Origin of the sequence: Methylobacterium komagatae (genome assembly GCF_042661665.1) — a bacterium.
Classification (GTDB): Bacteria; Pseudomonadota; Alphaproteobacteria; order Rhizobiales; family Beijerinckiaceae; genus Methylobacterium; species Methylobacterium komagatae.
On record NZ_JBHSWN010000001.1, the window covers coordinates 5357306 to 5370638 of the forward strand.

Here is a 13333-nt window from a genome sequence, read left to right on the forward strand (position 1 = left end):
GGCGCGACTATGTCGCGCGAAGGGTCCGTCTAGCCACGAGGCCGAGCGTCGAGCCCTGGACGACGATGGTGAACAGCACCACCGCGTAGGTCGCCGCGAGGATGGCCGGCTTGGCGTCGCTCTCGGGGACGGACAGGGCCAGCGCCACGGAGATGCCGCCGCGCACACCGGCCCAGGTCAGGAACGGCACGTTGCGCGCCGAGAGGTTGCCGCCCCACCGGAAGGCGAGGAGCGGCGTCGAGACCGCCGCGAGCCTCGCGCCCAGCACAATGGGGACGGCGCACGCGGCGAGGACGAGCCCGCCGGCCTGGAAGCGCAGGACTAAGACCTCCAAGCCGATAAGCAGGAACAGCACAGAGTTCAGCACCTCGTCGATCAGGGTCCAGAGCGAGGACACGTACCCTTGCGTCTCGTCGCTCATCGCGTCGCGCGGCGCCCGGTCGCCGACGAGCAGCCCCGCCGCGACCACCGCGAGCGGGCCGCTGAAGTGGAGCTTCTGCGCGAGCGCGTAGGTGCCGGCGACGAGCGCGAGGGTGATCAGCACCTCCACGGGGAAGTCGTCGATGGCCCGCATGGCCCGGTAGGCGACGTAGCCAGTGACCACGCCGAGGACGAGCCCGCCGCCGGCCTCTTGCAGGAGCAGGCGGGCGACGCCGCCGGCGCTCGTCGCCTCCCCGGCCGAGCCAGCGGCGAACGCGACGAGGACCGTGAACAGCACGATGCCGATGCCGTCGTTGAACAGGGCCTCGCCCTGCATCTCGACCTCAAGCGCCTCCGGCACCCTCACGTTCTTGAGGGTGGCCAGTACTGCGACCGGGTCGGTCGGGCTGATCAGCGCGCCGAACACGAGGGCCCAAGCGAGGGGGACGGGCTGGCCGAGGGCGTCGGCCGCGAACCAGAAGGCGCCTCCGACGATGGCGGTGGAGATCAGCGTGCCGACGAGGGCGAGCGTCGCCACCGCCCAGGCCCGGTCGCGCAGGGCGCGCAAGTCCAGGCTCATGGCGCCGGCGAACAGCAGGAAGGCCAGCATGCCGTTCATTACTACGTCGGTGAAGTCGACTTGGCGGAGGACCTGCGTAAGATCCTCGTAGAGGTGCTGAGATGGGAAGGCCAGGTCGAGGCCGACGAGGGCGAGCGAGGCGAGCAGCCCCATGACCAGCAGGCCGATGGTGTGCGGCAGCCGCAGGAAGCGGTGATTCAGCCAGCCGAACAGGGCCGACAGGGTCAGCAGCAGAGCGGCGAGGTCGAAGATGGAGATCACGAGCGTTCCCCCCTTAGGCCGCCGGCGGGTGCTCGGGGCTTCGCGGAAAGCAGGCTTAATGCGCCTGCAGTCGTTCGGTCGCGCCGACGTTCCTGGCCTCCCGCGGCGCCTCCGCCGCCGGGCCTGGTCCGGACCGGCCGCGGAGACGCAGGAGATAAGGGAAGTGGTCCGAGCCAAAGGCGCCGAGACATTCTACCGAGACCGCCGCGAAACCGCCTTCGTGGAAGCAGCCGCACCACCTGCCTCTCGGCCAAGACAAGCGAGACTAGGCTCGCGGTCGCGAGGGTCCCGGGTAGCACGGTCACCGTGACGTGCGCGAGCGCCGTCACGAGCGGGACCGGTCCGTCCCCAGCGGCGCGACGCCGTTCAGCCCGTCCCCGCGCCCAGACAGGGCCTTCAGCACGCTGATCGACCCATCGGTCTCAAGCACCACCGCGGCGGCCTGCGAAAGGTCGTCGAGACCTTCGGAGCGCAACGCCGCGAGGACGTCGTCCCAGGTCATACGCTGGCGGCGCATCGCGCCCTCGACCAAACGTCCGTCATGGGCGAGCAAGGTCGGCTCCGACTTGATCAGCGCCTTGACCCTGGGCGAGCGCACGCTTGACCACGTGATCAGGAACTGAAGCCCGATCAACGTCGCCAGGGCGAGCACGCCTTCCAGGAGCGCCACCGACTTGGTCAGCACGATGGAGGACAACGTCGAGCCGAGCGCCACGGTCACGACGAGGTCGAAGGCGTTGAGCTTGGTCAGGGTGCGCTTGCCGGAGATCCTGAGGAACAGGATGAGGGCCAGATAGGCCAGCGGCCCGACGACCAGGACCCGGATTAGGCCGTGCCAAGTGTCGAAGAACATCGACGGTGACCTCTAGGATTGTCGACCGCGGGCAGCGCCACCGCGTAGGGCAATTCGGGAGGCCGGCCCGCACGGGTGCGAGAATCGGCCGTCAGCGCATGTCTTTGGGCAGGTGCTTGACCGGGTGCGTCCCGCCTCCCTCGCCCTTGCCCTGGACCGTCCCCTCCGACTGCATCACGTCCGTCGAGGACTGGATGACGTTCGGCGGCGCGACCTGGCCGGAGGGCTGGTCGCGCGGTGCGGCACCATCGTCCTTCACCGTCGATGTCCCGGGCGGGAGCGTTCCGGCCGTCGGCTGGTCGATGGCGCTGCCGGCTGACTGCGCGGCGGCCGGCAGCGCCACGACCCCCGAGAGCATAGCGACGGCGCCGGCAAATAGGATGGCTGCGATACAACGGTAAGAGAGAAGACGACCGGCGGTCACCAAGATATCTCGCTTTGTCCGATGCGCCCGTGCGACGGGTATGCCGAGTTGCAAGTATTCCCCGCACGGGTTGGTTCCTGGCGGGATGGGAAGTGAACGACGCGCTGCATAACCTGCTCGCCGACATCCTGAACCTGCTGACGCAGCCCTTCGTCATCGGCGACCAGATCCGGGCGGGCAGCCACGAGTACACTGTCGAGGACGCCTGTGTGCGGGCCACAGTGCTTCGCACCTACGACAACCAGCGTGTGCTGCCCCGAACGCGACGCTGTTCGTGGACAAGATCACGGTCATCACCGCGCACGAGAGGCGACACCTCGCCTTCCCGCTGACTAACCGAGGGCGTGCTGGCCGACCCGCCGCCCGAGGCCCAGGTCTGGGGGCTGGGAGCGGCCAGCGTCGACATGACCGCCCGGCTGTAAATCGATCCGCCCCGGCGTCGCGACGCGGTCGATGCCCTCGACCATGCCATCGCCGAGGAAGCGCCGAACGCCGCCGGCATCGACCTGCCGTACCCGACCAGCCAAGTGCTGTTCCACGACCAGGTCGAGGAGACCTACGGAAACCGCTCTCGTCTGTGCGAGGGCTTGCCCGCCGGCCGGAATCCCCCGCTCGGCCGCTGACAGGTCACATGGGAGCGAAGAGAGGCCGACGGGTAGGAACGCGCTTGAGCGCCCGCCTTAGTAGGCGCCCTCGTCAGGGATGTTCAGGCCGGTGCCGCAGGCCTTGCAGTGCACGGCGTCCGTCTCGTGCCGCTGCAGGCCGCAGGTCGGGCAGGGGAAGCGTACCTTGTAGGGCCGGAACAGCACCTGGGCGAGGCGCAGGAACAGCGTCACCCCGCAGATCATCACCACCACCGAGACGAGGCGACCGCCGGTCCCGTGCAGGGTGACGTCGCCGTAGCCCGTCGTCGTCAGCGAGGTGACCGTAAAGTAGAGCGCGTCGACGTAGTTGCCGATGGCCGGGTTGCGCCCGTGCTGCGTGGCGAAGACGATGCCGGTCATCACGAACACGAACACCGCGAGGTTCACCGCCGCGATGATCACCTCCTCGTTGCGGCGGAAGAACGGGAAGTCGGCGCGCAGCCGGTCGAGCAGCTGGTAAGTGCGCAGCAGCCTCAAGGTCCGCAGGATGCGCAGGAAGCCCGCGCCCTCGCCGACGATGGGCGCGAGGAACGAGGCGATGGCCGCGAGGTCGGCCCAGGTGGTCGGACGCAGGAACTCGCGGCCCGGCCGCGGGCAGATGGCCAGCCGCGACAGGAAGTCCGCGGTCACCGCCGCCCCGATCAGCACGTCGACGCCCTCCACGAGCGGTTCGCGCGGCATGAAAGAGGAGACGATGATGAACAGCAGCGTGGCGAGGTCGAAGGCGAGCAGGCCGTAGCGGAAGCGGTGGGCGCGGTCGGTGTCGCCTTCGTACAGGGCTCGAAGCCTCTCTGTCAGGTGTGGCATGCGCCTGGAAATGCTCACTCGCGGGGCTCGGAGGCCGAAACCCGTACACCGGACACGGTTCCGGCCACCTGAACGGGGTGCCGCCCGTCGCACCCGCCGTGTGTAGTCACCGGGGCCGGGTTGTGCCTGCGGCACGCCGATGCGATAGCCCGCACGAGGGTGCGCGGTCCGTCGGTCGGACCGGCAGGACGAGCGCTGGTCGGGCCGCCAGCGCCGGAGACCCGTGCCCGTGTCGTCCTCCCCCCATGCCGTTGCGCGGCCTCGCCGCCGTCCCATCTCGGCCCTGCGCGACACGCTCGTCAGCGAGGCCGGCGGCGGCCTCGTCCTGATGGCCAGCGCGGCGCTTGCGCTCGTGGTGGCGAACTCCGCCCTTGCGGACACCTACTTCGCCGCGCTCAAGGCCTATCTCGGCCCGCTCTCGGTCCTGCATTGGATAAACGACGCCCTGATGGCGGTGTTCTTCCTGCACGTCGGGCTGGAGATCAAGCGCGAGATGCTGGACGGGCGCCTGCGGACCTGGCCCGACCGTGTGCTGCCGGGGCTGGCCGCGGCGGGGGGAATGGCCGCCCCGGCCCTCGTATACGCCGCCGTGAACTGGTCCTCGCCCGAGACGTTGCGGGGCTGGGCGATCCCGGCCGCCACAGACATCGCCTTCGCCCTCGGCGTCCTGGCGCTGCTGGGATCGCGGGTGCCGGTATCGCTGAAGGTGTTCCTGACGGCGCTCGCCATCATCGACGACCTCGGCGCGGTGCTCATCATCGCGGTGTTCTACACCGCCGACCTGTCGCTGCCGATGCTGGGCGGGGCCGCTCTGGTCCTCGCCGTGCTGTACGGGCTGAACAAGGCCGGCGTGGCCCGCCTCTGGCCCTACCTCCTGCTCGGCGTGGTCCTGTGGGTCCTCGTACTCAGGTCCGGGGTCCACGCCACCGTCGCCGGGGTGCTCCTGGCGATGACGGTTCCGTTGCGGCTGAGCGTGGGCAAGCCGGACGACCCGACCTCGCCGCTGCACCGCCTCGAACACGCGGTGCAGCCGTGGTCGGCCTACCTGATCCTGCCGGTCTTCGGCTTCGCCAACGCGGGCGTGTCGCTGGCCGGGTTCGCCCCGCACATGCTGCTCGACCCGGTCACGCTCGGCGTGGCGCTCGGCCTGTTCGTCGGCAAGCAGGCCGGCGTGTTCGGGCTCGTGCTGGCTGCGGTGAGGCTGGGGCTGGCGCAGCGCCCGGCCCACGCGACCTGGGCGCAGGTCTACGGCGTCTCGCTCCTCTGCGGCGTCGGCTTCACCATGAGCCTGTTCATCGGCCTGCTGGCCTTCGCGGACGCGCCAGCCTTGGAGGCCGAGGTCAAGATCGGCGTGCTCGCCGGCTCGGTCGCGTGCATGGTGGCCGGGGCGCTCGTCCTCCTGGTCGCCACCCCGAGGGAACAACGTGCGCGGCCAAGCCCGGCCTGAACCGAGCGGGCCAATCCGGGAAAGGGGGCGGCCGGCGCGTGTTGAACCCTCGACACTCGCCAAACCTCCCGGGGGGACCGGACCCGTTCATGCTTCTCGACGCCACCGCCATCTCGTTGACGGACATCCTCCTCCGGCTCGGCTCGGCCACGGTCTGCGGGCTGGCGCTCGGCTTCGAGCGGGAGCGCAAGGGCAAGGACGCCGGCATCCGTACGCACGCCCTCGTCGCCTTGAGTTCCGCGGTCATCACCACCTCGGCCCTGAGCCTCTACGCCGAGGTGCAGGCCCGCGGCGGTGACGCCGATCCCCTGCGCGTCATTCAAGGGCTTGCGCAGGCCATCGGCTTCATCGCGGCCGGTATGATCTTCGTCGCCCGGGGCGACGCGGAGCGAACCGTCCGCAACCTCACGACGGCCGCCAGCGTGTGGCTCGCGGCCTCGGCCGGCATCGTGGCCGGCGCCGCGCAGTTCACGCTGCTCGCGGCGGCGATGGGCTTCGGGCTGGCCATCCTGGTGCTGATCACCGCGCTCAAGCGGGTCGGTCTCGCCCGGGAGGAAGCGGAGGATTGAGCCGATGTCGATGAGCGGGAAAGTGGCACCCGCCCGGGTTCGGGCGGCGGAACGGGAGGGGCGCCGGTGAGGGCGAGGATACGGGCCTGGATCGAGTTCCTGGGCGACCAATTCTGGCTGCGGCCGGCCCTCGTCGTGCTCGCCTGCATCGGTCTGGCGCAGGTCGCCGTGGGGCTGGAGACCGCGCACATCGCCGGTTACGACCCGTCCTCCCCGGACGCGGACTGGGGCTGGACCGGCGGCGCCGAGGGCGCGCGGGCGCTGCTCAGCGCGGTGGCTTCCTCCACCATCGGGGTGGCGGGCACCACCTTCTCCATCACCATCGCGGCGCTGACGCTGGCCTCGAACCAGATGGGACCGCGGCTGCTGCGCAACTTCGTGCGCGACGCCCGCAACCAACTCGTGCTCGGCATCTTCCTCGGCACCTTCGCCTACGCGCTGATGGTGCTGCGCACGGTGCGCACCGTCGAGGAGGAGACCTTCGTCCCGCACCTCGCCATCTCGGGTGCCGTGCTGCTGGCGCTGGTCTCTCTCGGGACGCTGGTGTGGTTCGTCCACCACGTCGCCACCAGCATCAACGTCGAGACGGTGGTCGACGCCGTCCACCGCGACCTCTGCGCGGCCGTCGAGGCTCGGACGCGCGACGAGGCCGATGTCCAGCCACCGACGGAAGCCCTGCGCGGCGGCCCGGTCGCGCCGGCGGACGGCGGCTACCTGCAGGCGGTCGACACGGATGGCCTCGCCGACTGGGCGCACGAGCGGCGCGTCGTCCTTGCCCTGAGGGTTCGTCCGGGCGATTTCGTGCCACGGGGATTCCCGGTCGCCTTCCTTTCCGCGGGCGTCGAGGACGCCGCCGAGGCCGTCGGCCGCGCGCTCACTTTCGGACGCCGCCCCGCGGCGTTGCAGGATCTCGAATACTCGGTGCGGCAACTCGTCGAAATCGCGGTGCGGGCGCTCTCGCCCGGCATCAACGACCCGATGACGGCGGGCAGCGTGCTGGACCACCTGGGCGACGCCCTGTGCCGGATCGCGCCGCGCCACCTGCCGACCGGGGCCGTCGCGCGCGAGGGTCGCATCGTGCTCGTCCATCCGGTGACGGACTACGACGGCCTGTGCGACGCGATGTTCCACATGATCCGCCAGAACGCCGCCGGCTCGGTCCACGTGCTCGCGCGGATGCTGGACGTCCTGACACGCGCCGCAGAGGTCGAGCGGCTGACCTCGCGCCTGACCAAGCTCGGGCGCCATGCCGACCTCGTCCTGGCCGCCGCGCGGCGCGACGTCGCCGACCCGAGCGACCTCGCCGACCTTGAGGAGCGGCACGCTCGCTTCGTCCGGGTGAGGACCGGAGCGGATCGATCCGTCGGGTGAATGAGCAATGCACGCTCGGTCGATGAAGGGCGTGGCGCCTGCGGGGTCGACCCGTCGGGATCAAGCGGCGGCTGTACAAGTTGAGCGAAGGACCGCGCCTGACGAGGATCCGATGATCGACAAGCCGAGATATGGTTCGACCCTGGCACGCTCGCTCGTGATCATCCCGTTGATGGCCTTCGCAGGAGGCTTGGTGCCGCAACCGGCCGCCGCGCAGGACGGGGGGCCGGTGGATCGCGCGCGGGCACTCACGAAGGACCGCACCCTACCTAAGGCAAAGCCCGGCGCGGTCGGGACTCCTCCGATCATCACGAGGAGGGGGTCGTCGGTCCGGGGTACGCCCGCCCCATCGAAGGCGCGCGACGCAAGGAGCCGATGATCGTCGGGAAACACTCTGCGGCAGGCCCGTTCGGGCCGTGGCGTGCGCGGCGGAGTGAAAGGTATGGCGCTACCGCAAGGCCAAGGCGTCGAACCAGCCGTTCGCGGCGCCGTAGCGGATGATCTCGGCGCGGGTCCGCAACCCGAGCTTCTCGGCGGCCCGAGCCTTGTAGGTCTCGACCGACTTCACGCTGACGTCGATGCGCCGGGCGATCTCCTTGTTGCTGAAGCCTTGCGCGATCAACCGCAAGGTCTCGGCTTCGCGCGGGCTCAGCGGCTCGCGGCCTTCCGCCGTGCCCGGGCGCCCGTCCGAGCCGGAAGTTTCCGCCAGGGCGTGGCCGGCAATGGAGGGGTCGAGATAGACGCCGCCGGAGGCCACGGCCCGGACCGCCCGGAGCAGGTCGTCCGCGGCCGAGCGTTTGAGGAGGTAGCCGCGCGCGCCGGCTCTCATCAGCGGCTGCACGTAGGCCGCGTCCTCGTGGACGGTCAGCACCAGCACCCGGGTGCCGGGGCATTCACCCTTCACCCGCTCCGTCAATTCGAGGCCGTTCAGTCCGGGCATCGAGACGTCGACCACGGCGACGTCGGGCGCGACGGCGCGGATCATCGGCAGCGCCTCTCCGCCGTCGGTGGCCTCGCCGACGAGCTCGACCTCCGGGTCGGCGTTGAGTAGCGCCCGGATGCCCGCGAGGACGACCGGATGGTCGTCGGCCAGGATGACGCGAATACGGTCCATGCTGTTCCCCCTCGTGGGTCAGGCGGCTGGCGTCACCGGGATGCGGACGAACAGCGTGGTGCCGACGCCCGGGGATGCCTCCAGTGCGAGCGTGCCGTTCAGGAGGGTCAAACGCTCGCGGATGCCCGAGAGACCCAGCCGCGGCTCGGTCGGCGTGCGCGCCTCGGACGGGGAGGTGCCGGAGCCGGGCTCGAAGCCGACGCCGTCGTCCTCGATGATCACCTGGACCTCGTCCGGGCGACGGTCGACACAGACGCTGACGGTCGCCGCGCGGGCGTGCTTGAGCACGTTGGTGAGCGCCTCCTGCACGATTCGGTAGACCGCGCTCTCGACGGCCGCTGGAAGGCGCGACGCATCCCCGACGAACTCCAGGTCGGATCGGACGCCGTGGCGCTGTCCCCACTCGCGCAGCAGCGTCGCCAGCGCCTCGCGCAGCCCGAGGTCGTCCAGGGCGGTCGGGCGCAGGTCGATGGCGGCGCGGTGGATGTCGCGCCCGATCTCGCCGGCGAGGCGCTGCAGCCACTGGATCTGCCGTCCGGCTTCGGCCGAGGTTTCCTGCGCGTCGAGCAGACGTTCCAACCCCTTGAGGCCGAGCGACAGGCCGGTCACCGTCTGGCCGACCTGGTCGTGCAGCTCGCGGGCGATCCGGCGCTGTTCGTTCTCCTGCGCCTCGCCGAGGCGGCGCAGCAGGTCGAGCCGCTCCGCCTCGGCCCGCTTGCGCGGCTCGATGTCCGAGACCACGCCGTAGACGAGGCCCGAGGGGTCCCCCTGCCGAAGCCGAGGCGCTCGCCCGGTCAGGCGCACCCAGCGCGACACCGAACCAGCCTGAAAGACCCGGAACTCCACATCGAGGGGCTTGCCCTCGGCGAGGCTTCGCCGCATCTCCGCCGCCATCCGCTCCCGGTCGCCGGCGTCGACCGCCCGGAAGGCGATGTCGGCATCCGCGGTCATTTCGCGCCCCTCCGGCACCTCCGCTTCCCAACCCAAGAGCTCGGCGGCGCGTCGGGAGGCCGTCACGGTCTCCTCGGCCGTATCCCACCGTAGGGTGCCGAGCTCCGCGGCCTCGGCGGCGACGGCGCCCTGCTCCTCGCTCGACCGCAGGGCGAGGGCGAAGCGCGCCTGCTCGCCCGCCCTCCGCTGGGCCATGTCGCGCCCGACCAGCCCGACCAATGCGAGGCCGAGGCCGATGCTCAGCACGCTGCCGCCGGCCAGCAGGAGGTAGGAACGCGAAACCGGCGCGTTCAGCGTGGCGACCGGCATACCGAAATGCACCGACCAGCCACCGGTGTCCTTCAGGGTGCGGTAGACGACCTCGACGTCCGGCCCTTCCAGCGTCGATCCGGTGTAGAAGCCCTGCGGCTCCCGCCGGATCGCCGCCAGCAGGGCGGCGCCGGCGGGGTGGCCGAGTTCCTCCGCCTCGGCCCGGGTGCGTGCGATGGTGTTGCCCGCCGCATCGACGATGGTTCCGACCCAGCCCTCCGGCGCGCCCGCGTCGCGAAGGATCGCGCTGACCGCGCTCGTGGCGAGACCGACCGAGAGGACGTGGCGGAGCGTTCCGTCCCGGACGACCGGCACCCGCAGCGCGACGAGGCGCTTGCCCGAGATCGGCCCGAGCGGCCCGATCCCGCCGACCACCGGCCGCCCCGTCCGTACCACCGCATCGAAGCTCGCGCGGTCGGCGGTGGGGCCGAGCTCGTCGTCAAGGGAGCGGAGCAGGTTGACGACCTGGACGCCGTCGGGACCGGCGAGCTCGACGGTCTCCCAGAGCGGGTGCTCCCGCCTCAGCCGCTCGGCCTCGGCATAGAAGGCGGTGAGGTCCGGCCGGTCGAGGCTCGCCGAGGCGGCCTCGGCTCGGAGGACCGCGATCTGCGTGGCGATGTCGGAGGCGACGCGCTCGGCCACCCGGGCCGCGCTCGCCACGGCGGCGCTGCGGGTCAGTCCACGTTCCTGTTGCGCCATGAGCGTCGCCACCCAGCCGCTGAGCAGCAGCACGGGAATGGCGGCCGCCACCGCGAGCGCGACGAAGGTCCTGCCGTTGCCGCGATGGATCTCGGGGCGGCCGGCATCGCCGTTCTCACGTCCGGCGGACATGCGGGGGCAACCGATCAGGCGGGGCCGTAGCGGACGTTCCCGCCGGTGAGACCGGCAGAGCCATGCTCTCCACCACAGGGTCGGCCGAGACCGCGCTGCCCTCGACAGGCATGCCGGCCATGCCGTCATCCGTCAGCACGCGCTGGTCGGTCACCGTCTGCTCGTCGCCGAGGAGGCGACGTCCCGACGCGATCACCTGCAGGACCTGGCGGTCGCCCCCGGTGGCGGCGTTCCGTTCCAGGTCCCGCTGCCGTTCGACGAGGTTCGGCGGCGCGGCCGCACAGTCCTGCAAGCCCGCCTCGACCAGGGCGGTGACCACCCGTTCGAGGCTCCCGAAGGTCCGGCCCTCGAACGAGCGGGGTCGCTTCCGTCCCATCGCCTCTCCGCCGCCTTCCCGACGGTCCTCAAATTTCTGCCTAAGGGCCAGGGAAACCAGGGGTCGAGAGAAAGGTCCGCGACCTAGACCAAGTTCGGGTCAACCGCCCCGTTCCTGGTCGCGGGGCCGCGAGCCGTCACGGCCGGATGGGGAACTCGCTCTGCGAAGTCCCAGGTCGATCCATCGTAACCCTCGTACCAGGCCCGGCGCTCGCGGGAGTCGGCCGGATGGGGGCATGCATCCCGCGGTCGCCCGAGAGCCCGGGCGCGGGATCCCTGCATGATGACGTCCATGAGCATCGCCACTCCCTCCACCGCCTCGACGTTTACGAAGTGGCTTCGAGTAGCGCCCGTATCCTAGCCGGCGACAAGCGGTTTCGCCGGGCGCCGCCGTTCTCACCGACGCCTGTCAGGTTCATCCCGACACCGCCCGGGCGCTGGAATGCTTGGGCGTGGCCCCGCGGACACGGGACCACGCATCGGGGGTCAGGAGTTCTTGTTGTACTTGAACTCGGGCGCGTTCTTCAGTGCGTCCTTGTCGGTGTCGACCATCGCCTTGAGCTTGCCGTCCGCCTTGTGCAGGAAGATCGACGAGGGGTCGACCAGCACGTAGCGCTCGCCCATGCCGAGGAAGCCGCCGACGCTGACGACGACGCCGGTGACCGTCTTGCCGTTGTCGATGACGAGATCCTCGACCTCGCCGATGGTCTCGTTCTTGTTGTTGTAGAGGTTCTTGCCGACGAGCTTCGACGAGGTCACCTCGGCCGGCTTGGCGGTGACGAACTTGATCTTGGCGGTCGCGGTGTCGGCCATGGTCATGCCGCCCATGCCGCCAGCCGAGGTCGGCATCGCGGTGCCGGCCGGCGGCGTTTTCATCTGGTTGGTCTGAGCGTCGGCGGGCGGCTGGGCCGCCTTGTCCTGGGCGAGCGCGGGGCTGGCGAGCACGGAACTCGCGAGGAAGACGCCGAGTGCGAGGTTCTTCATCGGTTTCACCTTTCTATGCTGACGTGGGCTCGACCCGTCCCGAGGTCGGACCGGCGCACGCCGAGGGAGTCGGGAATGGGTGGAGACCCGGCGGGAATGCCGGGTCTCCTCGACGGAGGTCAGTAGCCGCAGGTGCAGTAGGAGCCGCGGGCGCCGTATCCGTATCCGACCGGGGCATAACCGTAGCCGCCGTATCCCCCGTAGTAGGCCGGCCGGACCGCCGTTGCGGCGAGGCCGAGCCCGAGGCCGGCAGCCAGGCCGAGACCGGGATAGCCGCGGCGGTAGCCGTAGCGTCGCCCGTAGCCGTAACGCGGACCTCCGAAACCGACGCGACGGTACCCGCCGAAGCCGCGGCGATAGCCACGGAAGCCGACCGAACGGTGTCCACGGAAGCCGTGGCGGACGCCTCGGAAGCCGCCGTGGTGGCCGGCGAAACCGCCATGGTGGAAGCCATGGCCCCTGCCGAAGGGCCGCGCCTCGCTCGACGGCGAGAACAGTATCAGGCTCGATACGGCCGCGAGGGCCAGTGCGAGACGTTTCATCGGGTATCAGCTCCGTGATGGTGGTGACTGACCCTTGCGGGCCACGACCGTGACGGGTTCGACGGGGTGGCCTATGCCTTAGCCCGCGGGCCGGACGTTGCTGCGCCGGACCGCCGGGGACGCTCGGGCTCGGCGTCCCTCTCCCCGCCCATAGGGTGATTTGTGGCGCCGGGGATGGGCGCGCAGTCGGAGAAGACCGTATTCCTGTCAGGACAAACCTGACACGCCTCTGGGCGCGTCCTCGGGGTCGGCTTGCGCGGCCGGTTTGGTTCACGAAAGCTTAAACCGGAGCCGCCGACCCTGCCGCCATCGTGCGGGCGGCGGTGCCCGTCCGATCCGGTCACAGGGACGAGGGAGAGACATGAGGGCAACCATCGTTCGGAAGGCTCGGCTCGCTTGGGGAAGACGGGCGGAGACCGGAAGCGCGGTCGGCACGGGCGACGCCCAGGTGCCGACGATCCCGGCGGACGTGTCCATCGAGGACTGGGCACGCCTCGGCGGTGGCCTGGCATCGGCCGAAGCCGACCTCCGATGCGTCCTTGGCGGCACTGCCACTGGCGGCCGCGGCATCCGATATCCAGGTCATGTCGTGTCGCCATCGCCCTGACGCCGGATCGGGCCCGTCGGTCCTGCAGGCCCCGTCGACCTGCCGACGGTGGCGGCGCTGGCCGAGCGAGCTGCCGGGTCCGGCCAACGACAACGGCGACGGCTCCACCCCGTGGCCGCTGTCGGCTGCGTGCGGGATGGCGGTGGGTCTGCTCCTGCTCGTCGGCCTGGCCGGTATCCTCGTGTCCTGATGCCGGTCGTTCGCGAACGCCGACGGTCTAGCCCGATTCGCACGCCCCGGAGCG

General features: G+C 70.7%; 16 protein-coding genes. 5 read left to right on the plus strand and 11 right to left on the minus strand.

Going from position 1 to position 13333, the window contains the following annotated elements; all coding sequences use genetic code 11:
* Positions 1–7: 7 nt before the first annotated feature.
* The 3 genes from ACFQE0_RS26445 to ACFQE0_RS26455 form a co-directional block, all read right to left on the minus strand.
* A complete protein-coding gene (locus ACFQE0_RS26445; RefSeq protein WP_147025461.1) occupies positions 8–1261 on the minus strand; it encodes a cation:proton antiporter in 1254 nt (417 codons plus the stop codon).
* A gap of 325 nt (positions 1262–1586) precedes the next feature.
* Positions 1587–2114: a DUF421 domain-containing protein gene (locus tag ACFQE0_RS26450; protein ID WP_147025460.1), complete on the minus strand. Its 528-nt coding sequence runs from the start codon at positions 2112–2114 to the stop codon at positions 1587–1589.
* 91 nt (positions 2115–2205) lie between these two features.
* Positions 2206–2457 (minus strand): hypothetical protein, encoded by a 252-nt coding sequence (locus ACFQE0_RS26455; protein ID WP_378974982.1) that lies wholly within the window; start codon positions 2455–2457, stop codon positions 2206–2208.
* Between the two features lie 173 nt (positions 2458–2630).
* Here ACFQE0_RS26455 and ACFQE0_RS26460 point away from each other — a divergent pair, with 173 nt between their 5' ends.
* The gene (locus tag ACFQE0_RS26460; protein WP_170267753.1) at positions 2631–2870 is read left to right on the plus strand and encodes a mechanosensitive ion channel domain-containing protein; all 240 of its coding nucleotides are present in this window, start codon (positions 2631–2633) and stop codon (positions 2868–2870) included.
* Here ACFQE0_RS26460 and ACFQE0_RS26465 read toward each other — a convergent pair whose 3' ends face one another.
* Together ACFQE0_RS26465 and ACFQE0_RS26470 are read right to left on the minus strand one after the other, a co-directional pair.
* The gene (locus ACFQE0_RS26465; RefSeq protein WP_017486774.1) at positions 2871–3077 is read right to left on the minus strand and encodes a hypothetical protein; all 207 of its coding nucleotides are present in this window, start codon (positions 3075–3077) and stop codon (positions 2871–2873) included. It lies immediately after the preceding gene.
* Positions 3078–3218: 141 nt separating this feature from the next.
* On the minus strand, positions 3219–3989 hold the full coding sequence (locus tag ACFQE0_RS26470; RefSeq protein WP_147025456.1) for a potassium channel family protein: 771 nt from the start codon (positions 3987–3989) through the stop codon (positions 3219–3221).
* Between the two features lie 229 nt (positions 3990–4218).
* Here ACFQE0_RS26470 and nhaA point away from each other — a divergent pair, with 229 nt between their 5' ends.
* From nhaA to ACFQE0_RS26485, 3 genes are all read left to right on the plus strand, one after another.
* On the plus strand, positions 4219–5436 hold the full coding sequence (gene nhaA / locus ACFQE0_RS26475) for a Na+/H+ antiporter NhaA (protein WP_147025455.1): 1218 nt from the start codon (positions 4219–4221) through the stop codon (positions 5434–5436).
* 89 nt (positions 5437–5525) lie between these two features.
* On the plus strand, positions 5526–6005 hold the full coding sequence (locus tag ACFQE0_RS26480; protein ID WP_017486776.1) for an MgtC/SapB family protein: 480 nt from the start codon (positions 5526–5528) through the stop codon (positions 6003–6005).
* 66 nt (positions 6006–6071) lie between these two features.
* Positions 6072–7376: a DUF2254 domain-containing protein gene (locus ACFQE0_RS26485; protein ID WP_147025454.1), complete on the plus strand. Its 1305-nt coding sequence runs from the start codon at positions 6072–6074 to the stop codon at positions 7374–7376.
* A 448-nt stretch (positions 7377–7824) separates the two neighbouring features.
* Here ACFQE0_RS26485 and ACFQE0_RS26490 read toward each other — a convergent pair whose 3' ends face one another.
* From ACFQE0_RS26490 to ACFQE0_RS26515, 6 genes are all read right to left on the minus strand, one after another.
* Positions 7825–8490 carry a response regulator transcription factor gene (locus ACFQE0_RS26490; RefSeq protein WP_147025453.1) on the minus strand — a complete coding sequence of 222 codons (666 nt, stop codon included), beginning with the start codon at positions 8488–8490 and terminating at the stop codon, positions 7825–7827.
* Between the two features lie 18 nt (positions 8491–8508).
* Entirely contained in the window at positions 8509–10581 is a 2073-nt protein-coding gene (locus ACFQE0_RS26495) for a sensor histidine kinase (RefSeq protein WP_147025452.1), read from the minus strand.
* Entirely contained in the window at positions 10565–10957 is a 393-nt protein-coding gene (locus tag ACFQE0_RS26500) for a hypothetical protein (protein ID WP_147025451.1), read from the minus strand. Before ACFQE0_RS26500 ends, ACFQE0_RS26495 begins: the two co-directional genes overlap by 17 nt.
* An 83-nt stretch (positions 10958–11040) precedes the next feature.
* Complete coding sequence (locus ACFQE0_RS26505) at positions 11041–11256, minus strand: ribosome modulation factor (protein WP_003599702.1); 216 nt, start codon at positions 11254–11256, stop codon at positions 11041–11043.
* Between the two features lie 186 nt (positions 11257–11442).
* Entirely contained in the window at positions 11443–11940 is a 498-nt protein-coding gene (locus tag ACFQE0_RS26510; protein WP_147025450.1) for a PRC-barrel domain-containing protein, read from the minus strand.
* Between the two features lie 119 nt (positions 11941–12059).
* Entirely contained in the window at positions 12060–12482 is a 423-nt protein-coding gene (locus ACFQE0_RS26515; RefSeq protein WP_017486781.1) for a hypothetical protein, read from the minus strand.
* 584 nt (positions 12483–13066) lie between these two features.
* On the opposite strand from ACFQE0_RS26515, the gene ACFQE0_RS26520 reads away from it, so the two are divergent.
* On the plus strand, positions 13067–13279 hold the full coding sequence (locus tag ACFQE0_RS26520; RefSeq protein WP_378974984.1) for a hypothetical protein: 213 nt from the start codon (positions 13067–13069) through the stop codon (positions 13277–13279).
* Positions 13280–13333: the final 54 nt, after the last annotated feature.